The organism is Novosphingobium sp. DS6-6, from assembly GCF_057784975.1.
Genome location: NZ_JBYNTS010000004.1, coordinates 245781 through 262618, shown reverse-complemented (window position 1 = coordinate 262618; position 16838 = coordinate 245781). Strand labels below are relative to the sequence as shown.

Here is a 16838-nt window from a genome sequence, read left to right as displayed (position 1 = left end):
TTCTTGTTCCTTGGTCGCTCACAGTGTTTCGGTAATGCGGCTCTCCTCGCAGATCACCTCCGGCTCGGTTTCCAACACCGGCCCTTTGCTGCCGGGCGCGAACGCGGTGGCCAGCGGGCCGGAAAAGAAATGGCGCATGACCAGATCGACCCCCATCGGGTTCACCGTGCGCAAATCGGGATTGAAGAACAGGCCGCGGGCCGGATGACCGGCGATGATCTCGTAACTGGGGAAATAGGTGATGTCGGCGCGCGTTTCGGCAAGCTCGCCGGCCACGGCCCGCAGCACGGATTTGGAATAGACCGTAGCCGGCAGGACGTGGGCCGCGCTGGCCGTGGCCATCAGCGGTACCGGCGATACCGTGAGCAGCAGACGTGCGGCCGGATTGATCGTTTTGACCAGTGCCCAGAACGCGGCCATGTCGGCGAGCACCTCGCCATGGCGCAGATTGCGGAAAGCGTGGGCCTCGGGGTCGAAGCTGCCGGCGATGGTGCCGGGCGCGGTGGGATAGACCGTGCCGTCTGCCAGGCTTTCCCAGCATTCGGTCAACCCCATGGTGAAGACCATGACATCCATGGTTTCCAGCATGGTGCGGACCGCAGCCAGATGCAGCCGCCGTGCCAGCAGCACCGTTTCGGCGCTGGCATGGCCCGCCGGATCGACAGCGGGGCGCAGGGCATCGTGAAAACGGCCCTCGCGCTCCCACACCACCTCGGCGGGGTTGCGCTGTCCGAGCGCCTCCTGCGCGAGTTGCAGCATCTGCCGGGCAGTATAGACATTGCCATAGCGGCACGAGAACACCCCATAGCCGAACCGTCGCGCCTCGTCTGCGTCGACAAAGACCGGCGGCGGCGGCTCGCAATCCAGGAAATGGGCGCCGCGCGCGGCAAGGGCATTGCCGATGTGCTGGGCAAAACAGCTACCGGCCGTTGCGATGCGGTCTTGCGGAGACAGCGCGATCGGATCCCAAAGGTCTCGCATGTCGGCCAGGTGGCGTTCAGCCACCGCCGTCGACCAGAAGGCGTGCGGGGCAAGGCCCCGATAGGGGTTGCGCATCAGATTGCCTCCTTGGCTTCGGCGCGTGCCGGAGCGAAACCGGGCGCCGCCGCCTGTCGCATCAACCAGGCCTCGAGCCGGGCACCGGCGGCCTCGATATCTGGCATGGCGGCGCGAGCGCCCTGACTGCTCCGGCCAGGCGTATCGGCAGGGATGGCGGCGCGGTGGCGCACGGTCTCCCAGGCGTCGAGCAGGTCGGTTGGTTTGGCCGTGGGGCTGATGATGGCGGCGCGCAGCCAGGCGGCATAGGCCGTGCGCGGCAGGCTATGATCGTGCACGCCGTGAAAATCGGTGTGGAACAGCACCCGGTCGGCGTCGGGCAGATCGGCGATTGCCGCCGCGAAAGGCAGCATGTGCAGGCGCCGGTGGTGGCGGTCGCCCAGGGACTGGACATAGACCACCGTGTTGCGAAACCCTGCGCTATAGAGCCTGGTGCAATCGGCCATGGTCGCGCTGTCAAGATCGGCATTCTGCGCCAGACCGGGCCAGCATGCCTGGCGATAGGCCGACACCGGCGTACTATGATAACTGGCGATGCGGGTCTGCGGGTTGCCCACCACGGCAATCGATCCGGGCATGGCATGCGATTGGGCCAGCGCGGCAAAGCCACCGCCCGACGTACCGAAGAAAACCGTCCGCTCCACGCCCCAGGTTCTGACCATTTCGGCAAAGGCGCAGCGCAGCAGGGCCGGCGTATCGAAATCCTCATGCCCGGCAAACCAGGCGATGCCGACGTCGCCGGGCATCTGCAGCGACGGATCGCTGACCGCCACCTGGATGCAATCGGCCAGATCGGGGTTGAAGCCGTTGAACACCGGGCGTGCCCGCCGCGCCGCGCTTGCCGCGCCATGCAAGGTCACCAGCATGCGGGTGGCGTTCGGCACGAAGCGCACATGGAAATGAACGGGCACGGCGTGGGGCCGCAACGGCGAGAGCAGGGCATGCGTTCGCACGTCGAACCGGTTGTCCCCGGGCACGAGCTGCCCGAGCTTGCGCCGCAGGGCGCTTGCAAATGCGCTCTGTCCGGTCATTCCGCGGCCTCTACCAGGCCGTCATCGGCCTGCGCCAGGAACGGTTGCAGCAGCGCAACTGCGGCTTGCCCAGTACCCAGCCAGGTGCGCTCGGCACAAACCCATTGGCGCCCGCGGCGGCCAAGCGCAGCGCGCAAGGCAGGGTCGGCGATCAGCCGCGCGAGAGTTCGGGCCAGGCTATCGACATCGCCTTTGGCAAAGCTGAGGCCGGTGTGCCCATCGGCGATCATTTCCGCCAGCGCGCGCACATCGGAAACGACCACGGCCTTTTCCATTGCCAGCGCTTCCAGCGGTTTCATCGGGGAAACCATTTCGCACACCGGCCAGGGCCGGCGCGGAAACGGGCAGATGTCGATCAGCGAGTACCAGCTTTCGACCTCATCGTGCGGCACCCGGCCCGGCATGATCAGCCAGTCGGCAAAGCCGCCTTCCTCGGCAATGGCGGCAATGGCCTGGGTGATCGGCCCCCGCTCGGCCCCGCTCGTGTTCTCGTTGCCGACCAGCAGCAGACGAAATGCATGCCCCTGCCTTTTCAGCAGCGCGCAGGCCCGCGCCAGGTCATCGAGACCTTCATAATCGACGAACGTGCCAACATAGCCGATCACCGGCACATCGGCGGCAATACCCAGCGCCTGGGCGCGTTCCATATCGCGCGGGCGGGGGGCAAAGCGCGCCGGATCGCACGAATTGGGCACGAGCGCGATGGCGTCAGGGTTTACGCCGCGCGCCACCAGTTCCTCGGCCATCGGCCCGGTCAGCGTGAAGACTTGGTCCGCAGCCCGGGCAATGGCCGCTTCCAGTTGTTCCTGCACCTGATAGGCCGGCGTTTCCCGATAGCTTTCCTCGCGTGACATTTTGGTGACTTCCCAAAAGCCGCGCACTTCGTAGACAAATGGAATGCCCAGCCGCCGTGCCGCGATCAACGCCGGCAGTGCCACCAGATGATTCGATGCCGCCATCACCAGCGCGGGCCGCAACGCGCGATAGCGTTCCTCCAGCACTCGCGCCGATGCGGGAACGTAGTGCAGATAACGCATGCCGCCACGCGTCGGCACGTGATTGCGCAGATAGGTGATGCCGTCGATCCGTTCGCTATCCGGCAGCGTCTCGGCAAGGCCGGCCACGGCGTCACGCGGAAAGCCCGGCCGCGTCATCGCCAGCACGTCGCAACCTGCCGCCGCCAGCCCGCGCGCCAGCCCGTGCGTGCGCGTGGCATAGCCGCCCGTTGTATAGGGCAGGCTGTTGTGCAGCATGTAGCAGATCCGCCCCGGCTCTGGTGCCTGCCCGCGGGGGCGGCGCGAGGGGATCAGGTCCAGCAGATCGAGCTGCCCGGCCAGTCCCTGGCCAAGCCGTTCGATCCGGGCCTGGACAGTGGCCTTTCCGCGCCGATCGGGGTGGTGGCGCAATTCCGCCATCCATTCCCGGCACCGCGTGAAAGCGCCGGCGCGCTGGGCCGCGGCATAGGCTCCCGCCAGGGTGTTCACTCCGCGGTGCAGGATGACCGCTTCCTCCGCGGCCAGCAGTTCGGCGGCGATAGTGCCCCGCGCGCCCGCCGCTCTGCCCAGACGCAGCCATTCGCGCGCGGCCTGTGCGGCATCGGCAAAGGGGGTACCGGCCATGACTGCCCGTACCGGCGCCACGTCACCTCGGCACAAGGACGCAATCAGCGCCTCGGGATCGGGCACGCACCACGCGGGCGGCTTGCTGGCGGCGGTGTCGTCCCCTGAATCGGGCTTGTCTGAATCGGGCTTGCCTGAATCGGGCTTGCCTGGATCGGGGTTGGGCAGGGTCTGGACAACGGCGCCGACGATCGTGTTCCAGTTGCGTCGCTCGAAGGCATGTTGGCGCGCGGCCTCGCCCAGGCGGCGCGCCTTTTGGGGATCAGCGGCGATGGCGGCGATGGCGCGGGCAAGGGCGGCCGGATCGTCAGGCGCAAAGAACAGCGCGGTCCCCTCCTGCGCTTCGGCCCGGAATACGGGCAGGTCTGGCACGATTACCGGCAGGCCCAGGGCCATGGCTTCGACCAGCTTGATCGGTGGGACCAGTTCGGTCACCGTGCTGCGGCGCCGGGGAAGGCAGGCGATATGGCACGCGGCCATGCGGGCGCGGGCCGCATCGGGTTCCAGCCGCCCGGTGAACGTGACGGCCCGGCCCAGCCCCAGGCGGCGAGCCTGCTCTTCGAGGCCGGCGCGCGCCGGTCCCTCGCCCATCACGACCAGTTCGATCGCCAGGCCGCCCCTGTCGCGCAGCAGCGCCAGGGCTTCGACCAGCAGGTCGAGCCCCTCATACCCCACTAGCGCCCCGGCATAGCCGATAGTGGTGCGCGGCCGGGCATGCCGGGCTTGGTCGGCGGGCGCTGCGCTCAGTTCTGCAAAAGCCGCCGCATCGATGCCGTTGGGCAGCAGAGCCACGCGCGCGGGATCGAGGCCCCATTGCCCGATGGCATGGTCGGCGAGGGGGCGGGAAATGGCAAAGACGGAGGTTGCCGCGCGCGCGACGCATGCTTCGAGTGCCAGCCCGAGGGCATGGCGTTCGGTTCCGGCAAAGCCGGGCACGTTGGCCGCGCGGCTCATTTCCCAAAGGCCGCGCATTTCGTAATGGAACGGCAGCCCCAGCCGCCGCGCGGCGATCAGCGCGGGCAGAGCGTTGACGTGGTTGGACGCCGCCTGGATCGCCGCGACGCGGCGTGCCTTGGCCAGCCGGGCAATGGCGATGCTGGCGCGTTCGATATAGATGTCGAGCGGCATCGATTGGCCGGGCTGGCGCACGTGGTGCCAGTCGATGCCCTGATGATGGGTGGCAAGGCTACCGGGGGTGCCGGTGCTGTCGGCCCGGTCCCACGGATATCCGGCACGGGTAAGGGCCACCAGTTCCACCCCTTGCGCGGCGAGCGCGCGGAGCAGGGCCTGGGTGCGGGTGGTGTAGCCGCTGGTGTGCCAGGGCAGGGCGCTCGCGGCGCAGTAAAGCAGGCTTTGCGGACGAGGGTCATAGGCCGGTGCAGCGGTCGCGGGCAGTTCGGGCAGGCGCTGCGCCATGGCCGCCAGTGCAAGGATCTGCTGCGCGCGGGTGCTTTCCGACCCGCTCATGCCGATGTCTTGCGGCAGGCTCTGCAGCAATGCTGCCGGCCGCACCAGCTCCCCGGCATCGTAAAGCCGGAACGCCAGCCATTTCGCCCGCCACGGCTGCGGGTCGGCCTCGTACGCGGCAAGCGCGAGAGGCGCGGCGCCAAACGGATCGTCCTGGCGCAAGGCCCGCGCCTGCGCCGTATAGGCATCGGCCCGGGCGGTGCGCGCGCGCCGTTCCAACTGCTCGGCCTGCTTCCGTGCCCGGTCGCTTGAAGGCTGTTGCACGGCAGGTTCCCCGGCAGGCTGCTCAGCAGGTTGCACGGCGTGATCCTGCTGCGGCTGCGCCAGGGCCTTGTCGGCAGGGCTCGGGGCCGGCGCTGTGTTGGAGCCCGTGTCACGCGGGGCGAATGTCTTTGTCGTTTCGCTGCGGCCGCCCGGCCCGCGCCACCAGCGCCGCAGGGCTGCCGTAATGCCGATGGCGGCCGGTGCCGGCCGGCGCCCGGTACCGGCATCGCCGCTATCAGGCCCGGCGTTCGTCAATCCTGCCGGCTTATCCGGGTCTTGTGCCATGGCGCATGGTGCCGCAGATGTACAATCCCTGTCGCCCGTGGCTGTTTGCAGGCGATGCGGCAAGATAGCGCCGGCTGCTTCGCCCGCTGAGGCTTCGCCCGCTGAGGCTTTGTCTGCTGACACTTCGCAGCGCGCCGGCAGGACGGCCGCCGGGGCCTCGCCCTCCGTGCCGTTCGTCGCCCGCGCGGCAGCGGTTGCCTCTTCCGCCGGCGCGGCAATCGGGCTTTCCTGCAAGGGAGCGGGCGGGGTGCTTGTCTCGGTCATCGGTTCTCCACTGCGCCCCGTTGGCGGGGCCGGCATCCGCGCGGCGAAGCCCGATCGCGATGCCGGGCCGGCGCGCTGCATGCTGGTGGCGCAACAAGCGCCGGGGTTATCTGCCTGCGCGGGGCACAGCACAGGGCATTCCGGGCTGCCGCTGGCGAACCGGTGCCTGCCGCGCCAGCACCGGCGGGATTGGCAATCGGGCGCTCAGTCGGTCCAGATTCCGCGGGCGTCGATGATTTCCACCCCTTCGCGCCGCTTGGGCGAGACGGTCTTGAACGGGCGGTGATCGACCAGCAGGGTCCAGATGTCGGCTTGATCGAGTGCGGCGAAGCCATCGATCAATTCCATGCCGCAGGCCGCAAGAGCAGGCGGCAAGACGGCGATGTTCGGCTCTACCACCAGCAGCGGCCGGGCAAAGCGTGTGGACAGGTCCTTGACGATTTCCACTGCCGGACTTTCGCGCAGGTCATCGATATCGGGTTTGAAGGCCAGGCCGAATGCCGCCACGCGCACGTCCTCGGGTGCGCAACCCTTGCGCGCGGCAACGGCCTGGGCCGCGGCCAGCACCTTTTCCACCACCCAATGGGGCTTGCTGTCGTTCACTTGCCGCGCGATGTGGATCAGCCGCGCTTCCTGCGGACTGCGGTTGACGATAAACCAGGGGTCCACCGCGATGCAGTGTCCGCCCACGCCCGGGCCGGGCTGAAGGATATTGACCCGGGGGTGGCGGTTGGCCAGCCGGATCAATTCCCACACGCTGATGTCCAGCTTGTCGCAGATGATCGACAATTCGTTGGCAAAAGCGATGTTGACATCGCGAAAGGCGTTTTCGGTCAGTTTGCACATTTCGGCGGTACGCGCCGACGTTACCACGCATTCGCCTTTCACGAATGTGCCGTAAAGCGCTACCGCCTCTGCCGAGCAGCGCGGCGTAAGCCCGCCGATCACGCGGTCGTTCTCCACCAGTTCGCGCAGCACGTGCCCGGGCAGCACGCGTTCCGGGCAATAAGCCACGGCAATGTCCGCCGCCTCGCCGGCATCCTGGGGAAAGCTGAGATCGGGGCGCTCCTGCGCCAGCCACTGCGCGATCTGCTCGGTCGTGCCCACGGGTGAAGTGCTTTCCAGCACGACCAGGTTGCCCTTGTGCAGAACCGGCGCGATCGCCCGGGCGGCAGCCTCGATGAACGAAAGGTCGGGCTCGTGTCCGTCGCGGAACGGCGTTGGCACGGCGATCAGGAAAGCGTCTGCCGGCTCCGGCTTGAGCGTCGCGCGCAGCCGTCCTTCACGTGCCGCGGCGTGGACCACCATGTCGAGATCGGGCTCCACGATATGGATGCGGCCCTTGTTGATCGTCTGCACGGCGATCTCGTTGACGTCCACGCCGATCACCTCGATCCCGCGGGAGGCGAAGACGGCGGCAGTGGGCAGGCCGATATAGCCAAGCCCGATCACGGAAACCCGCTTGAAACGGTGGGCAGGGGTCATCATCTCTTCTGTCTCGTCCCTCAAGGGCGCCGCAGTGGCCATGGCATAATTCCCCTTTCCTACGTGATAACCCGTGGCAAAAGCCTTAAAAACGGTGACCTGCCGCCTGGCAAAGGCACATGACCGCCCATTCCGGACGCGCATGCCGGACGCCCATTCCAGTTAATCGTGGCTGGGAACCCTGGCGGGCGATGGTTCGGCCAATGAATTGGCAGGCCGGAGCCATCGCCACGCGGGCGACCCTTGGCAGTTTCATCGGTGGCGTCGTGCTGCCGTTGAAACCACCATTCCCCAACCGCGCCCCCTGCGCGAGGGCAGAAATCTCCGGAAACAATGCATTCTGCGGCTCTTTCTCCAAGATCCGCACGAATACTGAGTATTTACCTTCGTTTCGGAGCAGAACAGCAAAATTTACCCGCATCATCTGCCGATGACGAAGCCTTATCTCCCGGGCCGGAAACGATTCGTGCCGGGCGGTTCACTTTGCGCCCGCCGGATCGCTCAGGGCCGGAGGCCGCGACGCCACCGGTCACGTCATAGTGAGGGTGCGGGCGCCCCGCGCTGGAACGCGACAAGATCGAGAGACGGCGGCTCGAGGCCGCTCACGATCGAGTAGCAGGCATGGGCCTGGCCGCGATGATGCGTCTGATGATTGAACAGATGCTGGAGGATGTCGGCCACCCGCTGTTCCTGCGGTTGCCCGCCGATAGTCGTGTAACGATGCCGGCGCTGCAACGCAGCTTCGTCATAACTGTCGACCAGCCGGATCAAGCGTTCGTCCTCGGTCGCGCGCGCCTGCGCCAGCGCGGCACGGTCCTCGTAAAGGATCGCGTCAAGCTGCGGAGCAATGTCGCCCACGCCCGTCAGGCGCGCCAGCCACAGCCTGTCGGCAACCAGGATATGGTTCAGCGTGCCATGCAGGCTTTTGAAGAAAACGCCCGTCGCTTGCCGATAAGCGTCGTCCGGCAGGGCAAGCGCGGCGCTATAGATGCGGGCATTGGCCCAGCGGTTATAGGCGGCGAACCGAGCGAATATAGCTGTTGTCATGCGTACCTCCGCGATGAAGCGTACCATCTTCGCAAGGGCTGACGCGTGAGATATCTTCACGCATCACGTTGAAAGCGCAACCGGCATGGAACTGCCATCGACTCGAAACCTGCAGGCCCTCGCCGCGTTGATGCAGGCGCCAAGCCTGACGAAAGCGGCGGAAACGCTGGGCGTAACCCGTTCGGCACTTTCGCACAGGATCGCCGAACTCGAGCGGCAGCTCGGCGTCGTGCTGGTGCGCCAGGTCGGCCGCTCTGCCCGGCTGACGGACGATGCCCGCGCGCTTCTGGCAGCGATGGGCGATGCGCTCGATCGCATCGAAGCGGCGGTGGCGCCGCTCCGGCGGCGGCATGGGCAATTGCGGATCAGCACCGTCGCCACGTTCGCATCGCACTGGCTGATCCCGCGTCTTGCCGATTGGCAGGCCCGCCATCCCGATCTGGACCTGGCGATTTCCACGACTACGCGCCCGGTCGACCTCGCGACCGAGGATTTTGACGGCGCGATCCGCCATGGCCTTGCCGGATGGCCTGAACTGCGGGCGACCTTGCTCTTTCGGGAAACGCTCGTGCCGGTCGCGCGACCCCATGTGCCGCGCCTCTCCGGCCACAGCACGATCATAAGGGCGCGGTCCCGCTTTCGGGACTGGAACCGGTGGTGGCACGTCACGCGCCAGGCGGGAAGCCCGCCCGAGCGCTGCATCGTGGTCGAAACCCGGGCGCAAGCGATGGATGCGGCGCTGGCGGGTGCGGGTATCGCGGTCACGGATGCGGCTTATGCGGCACCGTACCTCGTTGACGCGCGCCTTTGCGCGCTGGGCGCCGTCGTGCCGCTTCGCGAAGGCTATTACTGGGTCACGCCAGCCACGCCCATGCCCGCGTCCCGATCGGCAAGGATCGCGCGGCTGGAGGCCTGGCTGGTCGACCAGGCCAAAGGCAGCGGCCCGGAAAAGGCCGACGCCTGACACCCTGCCCCCCGCCACCCTGCCCCCCGCCGCCCTACCCCCCGCCGCGCTACCCCGCCTTGCCGGGGCGGTTCGCGGCGAGGCCCGGCGCGTTCGCACGCCATGCGGCTCACAATCCCAGCACCACTCTTGCGCTGATCGCGATCTGATAGAGAATCTGGGTCAGATCCTTGAGAATCTGGCGCGATTTGGTGTCGACACGTGGCAGGACCAGCAGTTCGTCGCCGCTGCGCAAGGCACGGTTCCGGCTCGCCACCTCTTCGAAACTGCCGTCTGCATGGGCCACCACGATCCGCCGGGCCGCGCTTTTCTGAGTGAAGCCGCCGGCCCTGGCGACATAGCCATCGGCATCGAGCCCCGGTTGCCAGGTCACGGCATTGGGAAACAGCACTTCGCCGCTCACCAGCACGAGGCCGTCGCGGGTGGGCACGCGCAGCCGGTCGCCGTTTTCCAGCAGCAGCTCGTCGCGCGCGCGGCCCTGCCCGATCACCACCTGGCCCAGAGGCTCCACCTTGCGAGCGCGGTCGATCCACTGGAGGATCAGGTCGGATTCGTTGCGGCGCAGCTGGCTTTCGTCGCTTGTGCCCGATCGCGCGGTCAGCGCCGCCTGCTCCAGGCTGTGCAGGCTGGCATCGAGCATGGTCTTCTGCCGGTCCTTCACGCTTGCCCGGAAAAGCTGGATGCTGTCGGCGTCCGATCGTTCGGAAAAACGGATCTGGCGCAAGAGGTCGCCGAGGCGGGCGCCATAGGGCAGAACGTATTCCTGCGGGCTTTCGTGCTCGCCTTCTATCCGCACGGTGATCGTGCCGGCCTTCTTGTCGGCCGTGAATTCGATCGTGTCGCCGTTGCCGATGGGCAGGGCGCCGGCATCGGCGATCGGCCTATAATCCACATTGCGGACCGGCCCGGTCATCCGCGTGATCCGCATGTGAGTGGCGGCCGGCTGTGGCCCGGCCAGTAGCATGACATCCGCCGTGGTGGGATGAGCATTGCGCGGAAATTCAAAGATATTGGCATTGTTGGCCAGGCCCAGCACGGTCACCGTCTGCTGCCGCGGCCCGACGAAAATCACATCGCCATCGGCCAGCGGCACCGGCGGCATGATGCCGCGAAACAGGAACTGGTACAGATTCACGCGGGCACGCACCTGTTCGCCGCGTTTCACTTCCACGTCGATGAACGTGCCGCGATCGGGATCGATGCCGCCGGCCGCGTCGAGATAGTGCAGCAATCCGTCCATGCTGGTGCCGTCGTAAAGGCCCGGCCGCCTGACGAAACCGCCCACGAACACGCGCACCGGCTGTGCTTCGGCGAGGGAAGCATAGACGTAGACATTGCTGCGAAACGCGCTTGCGGCCGCCCCGGTGATCACGCGCTGAAGATCCTGGTTGCGCACGCCGGCAAGGCGGATCGGGCCGATGTTGGGCAGGAAGACATTGCCCTGCGGGTCCACCGTCTGGACCTGGGCATACTGGAACGCGCCCCACAGCCGCAACACCACCTGATCGCCCGGCACGATCGTGTAATCGGGGTTGAAATGCGCGGCGCCCGCCCGCGCAAAGGCGCCGGTGAACAGGCGGGCACCAAACACCGGGCTGGATGCGTTGGCGGCATAGCCAGGACCCGCCGCCAGGTTTCCGGGCGCCACCGCCGGGGCCGCACCGTTCACCGGCGCGGGCTGTGCCGGGTTAGGGCTCGCGGTCGATACGGCAAGCGGGGCGCTCGGCAGGTTGAGGCCGCCGGGCGTGGTGCCGCTGCCCATGGCATTGGTGATGGCGGCAAGCGTGGCAGGATCGGCATTCTGCAGCACCTGGCCGGCCAGGCCGGGCGGCAGGCCCTGCGCGGGCGCGGAGGGGCTCAGCGCAACCGATGGCAAGGCCAGGAAAAGCCCCAGCGCCAGCCTGCCAAAGCCGGGCACGGAGTAGCGGATGCGGGGCATGTCGGGCTCCTTGTTCCCAGGAAAATCCCCGGAAAGTCTGTATCGCAAAAGTTCAGTCGATGTGGTCCCGCACGACCGCGATCAGCAGCAGCGCGATCGCCGCGGCAACGAAGGTGGCGAGCGTGAAGACCAGCGAATTGTACAGGCGGCGGGGCCGGGCGGGGTATTCCGGCAGCGTGGGCGCCTGGATCACCGAAATCTGCTTCATTGCCTGCATCGCAGTGATCCGCCCCTTTTCCAGCGCGGCCAGCGTGGTCTGGTAGAGCGACTGGCTGAACTGCGCCTCTTGCTGCAACTGACGGAAGGAATCGGCGCGGCGGTTGAGCGCCTGGGGATCGGGCGAGGCGGCGCGGGCCCGCTCGCGCGCCAGTTCGGCATCGACCGCGCCGATCTGCTGGCGGACCGCCACGACGTCGGGATGGGCGGGTACGAGATAGGCCTCGAGCGTACCGAGCTGGGTCTGCAGGGCGCTTTTGCGCGCTTCCAGCTGGGCGATCGTGCCGGCGACGGCATTGAGCGTGCCATCGGGCGAAATCATGCCCGCCTTGCTCTGGAAATCGAGCACGGCCTGGCGCGCCTGCGCGTTGCGTCGGCCCATCTGCGCTGCTTCCCCGGCCAGGAAATCCACCTGCGTCTGGGCGAGGCGGTGATCGTTGGCGTTCATGAAAGCAGCGCCTTCGCGCAGCATCGCGACAACGATCGCCTTGGCGGTCTGGGGATCATAGGCGCTCGCTTCCACGTGAAGCACCCCGTCGTTGTCGTCGTATTCCACTTTCAGGCGCGCTTTCATGTAGTCGCGAAAGCGGGCTATGGGCGCGTCGGCGGCATAGAGCCGCGAAACCCGGTCGCGGCGGCGATCGGCATAGTGGGCGCGCAAGTGCAGACCGGCATCGAGCCGGGCCAGCATGTCCTGCGACAGCAGATGGTTGCGCAGGACCATCTGATCGCCCCGGTTCCCGCTGCCGGAAAGGCCCGAGAGCAGCCCGCCCAGCCCGCCGGCATCGATCGTGCCCATCTCGGCCCGCTGCACGACCACGTCCGTTTCCGAAACATAGAGATCGGACGCGATCAGGCACCAATAGGCCGTCGCGCCCAGGCTGGCCCCGGCTGCCAGGCCCAGCACCAGATTGCGCACCCGCGCGGCACGCCAGCGCGGGCGTGGCGTTGGCAAGGGCGGGACAGCCGATGGAGGGCGAAGGCCGGCAAGCGGAATGGCGGCACTCCGCCCGCCGCCCGCGGCCCTGTCTGGCTTGGAGCGCGGCGGCGCTGCGGGTTCCGGGCCGGCCGGGGCCGGGGCGGGCGGAAAGGCGAGGTCGTTGCTCATGCGGGCAGCGTGTCCTTATAGGCCGTGATCGCGTCGCTCAGCCGGTCGAACCATGTCAGCTTGCCCTGGTGCAACACCATCCCGGCCGTGCAGAAGCGCCTGAGCGTGCCGGGATCGTGGCTGACCATGATGACGCTGGCCTGGTTGGCGCGGCGGCGGAATTCCTCGGCCGCGCGGGCGCGAAAGCTGGCGTCCCCGGCCGAGGTGGCTTCGTCGGAAATGTAGACGTCGAAATCGAATGCGAGCGAAATGGCAAAGCGCAGGCGGGCGGCCATGCCGGTGGAATAGGTGCGGATCGGTTGATCGAACCGCTCGCCCAGTGCTGCGAATTCGGCGATGCGCGCCAGGCGTTCGGGTATATCGTCGTCGTGTCCGTGGATCCGGCAGACGAAGCGGGCATTCTGTCGTCCGGTCAGCGAACCTTGCAGCCCGCCGCCAAAGCCCAGCGGCCACGACACGCGGCAGTGGCGTTCCACCACGCCCCGCGTAGGCTTGTCCACCCCGGCAAGAATGCGCAGCAACGTGGATTTGCCCGCCCCGTTGGCGCCCAGGATACCGACGCTGACCCGCGGCGGGATGACGAAATTCACCTCGTCGAGCACCCACGGCCCCGCGCCGTGCCCGGTTATGTAGCGCTTGGAAAGGCCACGCCCCACGATCATCGTGCGCCGACCTTGTGTGACAGCTTCAACTGCAGCGCGAGGCCGAGCAGCAGGAGGCACAGTACCCAGGCGAACAGATAGGCCGCGTCGGTCTCGGGCACGGCCTGGTAGTTTTCGGAAAGACCCATGCGCACCAGTTCCACCCCGTGCGCCAGCGGATTGAGCATGAGCAGCGCGCGCCACTGCGCCGGCAAAGAGCCCAGGGGGAACATCACCCCCGAAATCATGTACAGCGGACGCAGGACGATCTGCAGCACTTGCCGCGTCTCGCGCATCATGGCGCTGCAGGCCGACACGATCATGCCGAAAGCCAAGCCCAGCAGCCACATCGCCGCGCCCGCGCCCATCATTGCCAGGGGAAACTGCGGCGCAAAGGGGTGGCCCCACATCGCCAGGAAAGCGATCAGCAGCAAGGTGACGACCAGCCAGCTTGCCCCTTCGAGCAGCCCGCGCGCGATCAGCGTGTCGATCGGTTTGACCTGGCGATAGGCAAAGAGCGCGGAATTGTCTGCCGGGGCACCGGCCACATGATCGGCCGTCTTGCGGAACAGGAAAAAGGCCTGGATGCCGACCATTATCCACACCGGCGTATCGAGATTGCCCACGCTGTGGACTCGTACCGCGGCGTAAAGCACCAGCAGATAGGCCACATGGAACACCGGCTCGAACAGCACCCAGGCCCAGGCGATGCGCGTGGCGAAAAGCCTGGTCAGTGCCTCGCGCAGGATCAGCGCGCGCCAGACCGACCAGGTGACGGCGATCGCCGTGCGCGGGCGGGAAGGCTGCGGCGTCGGCAACGGGTGGCCGGGCGCCATCATTTCAACCCCAGCCGGCCGAGATCGTGCAGGTGCACCACCCCAACGGGCAGCGCCGGCTTGGCCTCGTTGACCACGAAAAGAGCCGAGATCCTGGCCTGCGACATCAGCGCCAGAGCTTCGCCGGCGCGGGCGCTGGCTCGCACGGTGCGGGGCGACGGGGTCATCACGTCTTCGGCGCAGGCCGTGAGCAGGCCGTGGACGTGGCGGCGCAGATCGCCATCGGAAATGGCGCCCACCAGCCGCCCGGTCCGGTCCACCACGCCGGCAATGCCCAGGCTTTTTTCCGTCATTTCCACCAGCACTTCGCGCATCGGCATGGCCGGCGGCACCAGCGGCATGGCGTCGCCACGGTGCATGATCTCGCCAATCGTGGTGAGGTTCATTCCGATCGAACCCCCCGGGTGCAGGCTGCGCAGCGCCTCGCCCGTCACCCCGCGCGCGGCCATCGTGGTCATTGCCAGCGCGTCGCCCAGAGCCAGCATCAGCGTGGATGAGGTTGTCGGCGCGATGCTGGCGGGGCAGGCCTCGCGCGCGCGGGGCAGGGTCAGCCCTACCGTGGCGGCGCGCATCAGGATCGAATCCGCCTGGCCGGAAATGCCGATGATCGGGCAGCCAAGCTGCTCCGCCCAGGCCAGCACGACACGCAGATCGGGCGTATTGCCCGAATTGGACAGCACCAGCAGCAGGTCCTGCGCGGTCATCATGCCCAGATCGCCATGCGCGGCTTCGGCCGGATGGAGAAAGAACGCCGGCGTGCCGGTGGCGGCCAGTGTCGCCGCCAGCTTGCGGCCGACATGGCCGGATTTGCCCATGCCGCTCACCACCACGTGCGAAGGCGTCGCCAGCAGCAGGTTCACCGCCTCGGCAAAACGGGTATCGAGCGTCAGCGCCAGGCGATCGAGGGCATCGGCTTCCGTCTGGATGACCCGTCGTCCGCGGGCCAGCAGCTCCACGGCCGACATCGTGCCCGGCATCGGTTGCGCGGCGGTCCGGCTCGTCGGTTTCATCGAAATTCCTGTCCCCCAGCAATGTCCATATCCACGATCCATGTCATCGATGATCGGGAATGCCCCTTAGTAGTCGCAACTGGTCCGTCCCTGGGCCGCTGTTCACACGGAAATGAAGCGATAGCCCCGGCACGGATCGTGACCCTAGCGCCGCAGACCATGCATTTGCCTTGCCTTGGTGATAGAAACGGCCTCTCAATTTCGGAGGGAGTTCGTGTCGCCATGCAACTGCGCCATCTGCGCTATTTCGTGGCGCTGGCCCGCCAGGGCCATTTCGCCCGGGCGGCCGCCGAATGCGGGGTGTCTCAGCCCACGCTTTCGGCCGGGTTGCTGGCGCTGGAGCAGGATCTGGGCAAGCGCCTGGTCGAGCGGGACCGGCGCTTCATCGGCCTGACGGCCCAGGGCCAGGCGATGCTGCCCTGGGCCGAGCAGATCCTGGGCGCGATGGGCAGCATGGCCCAGGCGGTAGCGGCAACCGCGGCGCCCCTTTCCGGCGCGTTCCGCCTGGCCGCGATCCCGGCCGCACTGCCGCTGGCGGGCCGTTTCGGCGATGCCCTGCTGGCGCGCTATCCCGGGCTTTCGTTGACGATCAACCAGGCGACCAGCCGCGTGATCGAACAAAATCTCCAGGCGCTTTCTTGCGATGCCGGGCTCACCTATCTCGACCACGAACCGCCCGCCCATGTCGTGGCGGTGCCACTGGCCGAGGAGCGCTATCTTTTCGTGACGCGCCGAGATGGCGGGGGAGAAAGCGCAGCGTCCGTCGCATGGGGGGTGGCCGCGGCGCAGCCGCTGTGCCTGTTGCACCAGGGCATGCAGTATCGGCGCATTCTAGACGCGCAGTTTGCCGCGCGAGGCCTGGCCGTGAGGCCGCGCGCCGTGGCCGACAGCTATGTCGCGCTGCTCGCGCTCGTGCAGTCCGGCCGCTTTGCCACGATCGTGCCCGATGGCTATGCCGGCCTCATGCGCGGCCTGGACTGGGCAAGGTTCCTGCCTCTCGTCGGCGACGAAGCGGCCCGGCGGCTGGGTCTCGTGGTGCTCGATCGCCAGCCGATGAGCCCTCTGGCCACGGCGGCGCTCGACGTGGCGCGCAGCGTGGCGGCGTGATAGACTGTCTCTATCAGACTTTGGGCAATTCGATTTGACCCGGCAGCCGTCCGGCGCGACATTCAAGGCATGAGCGAACCTGCCGAACTGGACCGGATCCTTGCCGCGCATGCGCAGCGCGAGGGGGCCTTGCTGCCGATCCTGCACGATGTGCAGGCCGCCTTCGGCCATGTGAGCGAGGAGGCCGAGCGCGCGATCGCCCATGCGCTCAATCTCAGCCGCGCGGAAGTGCACGGCGTGGTCAGCTTCTATCACGATTTTCGCGATCGTCCCGAACCGCGTCCGGTTCTCAAGCTGTGCCGCGCCGAAAGCTGCCAGGCCCGCGGGGTGGAAGCGCTGGCCGCGCGCCTGCCCGCCAATGGCCCGGTCAAGGTGGAAACGGTCTATTGCCTGGGGCTGTGCAGCGTGGGGCCGAACGCCATGCTGGGCGATGTGCTGCATGCGCGGCTCGATGCCGAAAAGCTGGGCGCGCTGATCGGGGGCCTCGAACAACCATGAC

Annotated in this window: 14 protein-coding genes; 3 read left to right on the top strand and 11 right to left on the bottom strand. The window is 67.5% G+C overall.

Going from position 1 to position 16838, the window contains the following annotated elements; all coding sequences use genetic code 11:
• Positions 1–18: 18 nt before the first annotated feature.
• The 6 genes from AC3EDY_RS07120 to AC3EDY_RS07095 form a co-directional block, all read right to left on the bottom strand.
• Positions 19–1056, bottom strand: coding sequence for a GSCFA domain-containing protein (locus AC3EDY_RS07120; protein ID WP_488571782.1), 1038 nt, complete (start codon positions 1054–1056; stop codon positions 19–21).
• Entirely contained in the window at positions 1056–2087 is a 1032-nt protein-coding gene (locus AC3EDY_RS07115; RefSeq protein ID WP_488571781.1) for a hypothetical protein, read from the bottom strand. Before AC3EDY_RS07115 ends, AC3EDY_RS07120 begins: the two co-directional genes overlap by 1 nt.
• A complete protein-coding gene (locus tag AC3EDY_RS07110) occupies positions 2084–5722 on the bottom strand; it encodes a glycosyltransferase (protein ID WP_488571780.1) in 3639 nt (1212 codons plus the stop codon). The genes AC3EDY_RS07115 and AC3EDY_RS07110 overlap by 4 nt, the downstream gene beginning before the upstream one ends.
• Before the next feature lie 468 nt (positions 5723–6190).
• A complete protein-coding gene (wecC, locus tag AC3EDY_RS07105) occupies positions 6191–7471 on the bottom strand; it encodes a UDP-N-acetyl-D-mannosamine dehydrogenase (protein ID WP_488571831.1) in 1281 nt (426 codons plus the stop codon).
• 85 nt (positions 7472–7556) lie between these two features.
• Positions 7557–7895: a hypothetical protein gene (locus tag AC3EDY_RS07100; protein ID WP_488571779.1), complete on the bottom strand. Its 339-nt coding sequence runs from the start codon at positions 7893–7895 to the stop codon at positions 7557–7559.
• A 110-nt stretch (positions 7896–8005) separates the two neighbouring features.
• Entirely contained in the window at positions 8006–8518 is a 513-nt protein-coding gene (locus tag AC3EDY_RS07095) for a DinB family protein (protein WP_488571778.1), read from the bottom strand.
• 85 nt (positions 8519–8603) lie between these two features.
• Here AC3EDY_RS07095 and AC3EDY_RS07090 point away from each other — a divergent pair, with 85 nt between their 5' ends.
• On the top strand, positions 8604–9482 hold the full coding sequence (locus AC3EDY_RS07090; RefSeq protein ID WP_488571777.1) for a LysR substrate-binding domain-containing protein: 879 nt from the start codon (positions 8604–8606) through the stop codon (positions 9480–9482).
• Between the two features lie 109 nt (positions 9483–9591).
• Here AC3EDY_RS07090 and AC3EDY_RS07085 read toward each other — a convergent pair whose 3' ends face one another.
• The 5 genes from AC3EDY_RS07085 to AC3EDY_RS07065 are packed head-to-tail and all read right to left on the bottom strand — an operon-like array spanning position 9592 to position 15232.
• On the bottom strand, positions 9592–11421 hold the full coding sequence (locus AC3EDY_RS07085) for a polysaccharide biosynthesis/export family protein (RefSeq protein ID WP_488571776.1): 1830 nt from the start codon (positions 11419–11421) through the stop codon (positions 9592–9594).
• A 52-nt stretch (positions 11422–11473) separates the two neighbouring features.
• Complete coding sequence (locus AC3EDY_RS07080) at positions 11474–12745, bottom strand: KpsE/RkpR family capsule polysaccharide export protein (RefSeq protein ID WP_488571775.1); 1272 nt, start codon at positions 12743–12745, stop codon at positions 11474–11476.
• A complete protein-coding gene (locus AC3EDY_RS07075; RefSeq protein ID WP_488571774.1) occupies positions 12742–13407 on the bottom strand; it encodes an ABC transporter ATP-binding protein in 666 nt (221 codons plus the stop codon). The genes AC3EDY_RS07080 and AC3EDY_RS07075 overlap by 4 nt, the downstream gene beginning before the upstream one ends.
• Complete coding sequence (locus AC3EDY_RS07070; RefSeq protein ID WP_488571773.1) at positions 13404–14204, bottom strand: ABC transporter permease; 801 nt, start codon at positions 14202–14204, stop codon at positions 13404–13406. Before AC3EDY_RS07070 ends, AC3EDY_RS07075 begins: the two co-directional genes overlap by 4 nt.
• 17 nt (positions 14205–14221) lie before the next feature.
• On the bottom strand, positions 14222–15232 hold the full coding sequence (locus AC3EDY_RS07065; protein WP_488571772.1) for a KpsF/GutQ family sugar-phosphate isomerase: 1011 nt from the start codon (positions 15230–15232) through the stop codon (positions 14222–14224).
• A gap of 222 nt (positions 15233–15454) precedes the next feature.
• Here AC3EDY_RS07065 and AC3EDY_RS07060 point away from each other — a divergent pair, with 222 nt between their 5' ends.
• Positions 15455–16339 carry a LysR family transcriptional regulator gene (locus AC3EDY_RS07060; protein WP_488571771.1) on the top strand — a complete coding sequence of 295 codons (885 nt, stop codon included), beginning with the start codon at positions 15455–15457 and terminating at the stop codon, positions 16337–16339.
• Positions 16340–16408: 69 nt separating this feature from the next.
• Positions 16409–16837, top strand: a complete 429-nt coding sequence (locus AC3EDY_RS07055; RefSeq protein ID WP_488571770.1) for an NAD(P)H-dependent oxidoreductase subunit E — start codon at positions 16409–16411, stop codon at positions 16835–16837.
• The last annotated feature ends 1 nt before the right edge of the window (position 16838 follow it).

Bases quoted from the DNA above. Each gene is read 5' to 3' on its own strand.
- wecC (WP_488571831.1), bottom strand. From the start codon at position 7,471: ATGACCCCTGCCCACCGTTTCAAGCGGGTTTCCGTGATCGGGCTTGGC.
- AC3EDY_RS07060 (WP_488571771.1), top strand. From the start codon at position 15,455: ATGCAACTGCGCCATCTGCGCTATTTCGTGGCGCTGGCCCGCCAGGGC.
- AC3EDY_RS07085 (WP_488571776.1), bottom strand. From the start codon at position 11,421: ATGCCCCGCATCCGCTACTCCGTGCCCGGCTTTGGCAGGCTGGCGCTG.
- AC3EDY_RS07095 (WP_488571778.1), bottom strand. From the start codon at position 8,518: ATGACAACAGCTATATTCGCTCGGTTCGCCGCCTATAACCGCTGGGCC.
- AC3EDY_RS07110 (WP_488571780.1), bottom strand. From the start codon at position 5,722: ATGGCACAAGACCCGGATAAGCCGGCAGGATTGACGAACGCCGGGCCT.
- AC3EDY_RS07100 (WP_488571779.1), bottom strand. From the start codon at position 7,895: ATGATGCGGGTAAATTTTGCTGTTCTGCTCCGAAACGAAGGTAAATAC.
- AC3EDY_RS07055 (WP_488571770.1), top strand. From the start codon at position 16,409: ATGAGCGAACCTGCCGAACTGGACCGGATCCTTGCCGCGCATGCGCAG.
- AC3EDY_RS07115 (WP_488571781.1), bottom strand. From the start codon at position 2,087: ATGACCGGACAGAGCGCATTTGCAAGCGCCCTGCGGCGCAAGCTCGGG.
- AC3EDY_RS07065 (WP_488571772.1), bottom strand. From the start codon at position 15,232: ATGAAACCGACGAGCCGGACCGCCGCGCAACCGATGCCGGGCACGATG.
- AC3EDY_RS07080 (WP_488571775.1), bottom strand. From the start codon at position 12,745: ATGAGCAACGACCTCGCCTTTCCGCCCGCCCCGGCCCCGGCCGGCCCG.
- AC3EDY_RS07090 (WP_488571777.1), top strand. From the start codon at position 8,604: ATGGAACTGCCATCGACTCGAAACCTGCAGGCCCTCGCCGCGTTGATG.
- AC3EDY_RS07075 (WP_488571774.1), bottom strand. From the start codon at position 13,407: ATGATCGTGGGGCGTGGCCTTTCCAAGCGCTACATAACCGGGCACGGC.
- AC3EDY_RS07120 (WP_488571782.1), bottom strand. From the start codon at position 1,056: ATGCGCAACCCCTATCGGGGCCTTGCCCCGCACGCCTTCTGGTCGACG.